Annotated in this window: 3 protein-coding genes; all 3 read left to right on the plus strand. The window is 39.8% G+C overall.

Translation table 11 applies throughout. From position 1 onward, the window contains the following. On the plus strand, positions 1-397 hold a 397-nt coding region (locus QI30_RS19305; protein ID WP_148113910.1), incomplete at its 5' end, for a tyrosine-type recombinase/integrase. Between the two features lie 11 nt (positions 398-408). Further along, positions 409-927: an N-acetylmuramoyl-L-alanine amidase family protein gene (locus QI30_RS19310; protein ID WP_126992110.1), complete on the plus strand. Its 519-nt coding sequence runs from the start codon at positions 409-411 to the stop codon at positions 925-927. A gap of 319 nt (positions 928-1,246) precedes the next feature. Further along, positions 1,247-1,612, plus strand: a complete 366-nt coding sequence (locus QI30_RS19315; protein WP_126992111.1) for a protein rep — start codon at positions 1,247-1,249, stop codon at positions 1,610-1,612. Positions 1,613-1,667: the final 55 nt, after the last annotated feature.

Genomic DNA, 1,667 nt, shown 5'->3' on the forward strand with positions numbered 1-1,667 from the left:
GAAACTGAAAAAAAGTGACTTCCAATACATCGAGGGCGCGCTTTATATCAACATTCATGATGCGAAATGGGGGAGTGATCGGCAAATACCTGTTATGTTCCCACAAGCGGCGCGAGTTGTCGCGGATTATGTCAATCAACTAGATGTGTCGTCTGAATCTGCTTTCCGTTGCAGCGCGCGTACATTACAACGTCACGCGAGTAATTTTTCGAAAAAAACGGGCATCAGCTTCAGCTGTCACGTGTTGCGCCATACATTTGCGACACGTTTGTTAGAAAACGGCGTGCCGATTGAGCAAATCCAGTTGCTACTCGGGCATCGTTCTTTAACGATGACGCGTCATTATACGCAGAACGCCTTTTCAAGCTTTAGCACGATCGCCCCGAAGGTATTTTAGGAGGGAAATGGATGAAGTTTTTATTTGATTATGGCCACGGTGGAAACGACCCTGGCGCGGTATATGGAAAACGAAAAGAATCAAACGACGTACTGCGACTCGGACAAGCAGTTGCGAAACGTTTACGAGCCGCTGGAGCCGTTGTAGATGAAACGAGGACAAAAGATACTACACTGTCGTTAAACGCCCGTAAAAAGCGCGAAAACGCTTCAAAATACGACTATTTCATCTCGTTTCATCGTAATGCGATTGCGCCAGAGAAAGCGCACGGTGCAGAGGTATTTACGTATCCGACCGCGAGTAACAAGGCGAAGAAACTGGCGAAGCAGCTGCAGGACGCTTTGGTCGGTGTCGGGTTTAAAAATCGCGGTGTGAAGACAGCTGGTTATTACGTGCTGAAGTATACGAAGGCACCAGCTGTGTTGTTGGAGGTCGGGTTCATCGATCATACGACGGATAATAAGTTGTTCGATGGACGATTTGATGAGATTGTTGAAGCGATTGTTTGTGTGTTGAGGAAGTTGAAATAATGATTTACTATAATGTACGAGTCTTTATGATTCATGTTTGCCCGTAGCGCGATGCTGCGGGTTTTTTGTTTTAAATATACAGGATTTTATACAAAATCACTGAACTAGCTACGTGAGTGAAAAATCGCTCAAATGCTTGGTATGACTGTATTTTCAGCAAAATGTATAAAATCGTGCATAAATCCTTTGCAATAATAAAAGCCACGAATCATTATTAAATCAATGACTCGTGGCTTTTTTGATATTCCCTGACTTTAATTTGGGAACGTTATTTTATTTCGGCTTAATATTTATTCATGGAGATTATTTTTAAATTTTAATGCCAGGGTCAATTCCAGCCTCAGGCAATAAAAATATAAAAATAATAAAAAAGATGATTGCAGAAGAAAAAGCAGTCTTTGAGGTTTCAAAATATCCTGTGAAAGATTCAGATATTATCAAAGGTGACAAAGTGACACCAGCAAATATTGAAACGGTTATTGATTTGGATAAAGCGTTAGCTTATAAAAGATTAATTTTGTATGGTGGAATCTTGAAAGGGATACATAAAGAATTAAATTTGAGTGATGCAGAAGATGGAGATTTAATTCATATTGATGATGAAGTAGACGAAATCGCAAATGGTGCGACAGATGTCATGGTATATTGGCATCTTGGATTAAAAAATTATGTGATTAAAAATTGATTTTGGGAGAGGTAGCTGAAAAAGTTATCTCTTTTTTATTTTTAAAATATTGGAA

It is taken from the genome of Candidatus Kurthia intestinigallinarum (assembly GCF_003991225.1).
Classification (GTDB): Bacteria; Bacillota; Bacilli; order Bacillales_A; family Planococcaceae; genus Kurthia; species Kurthia populi.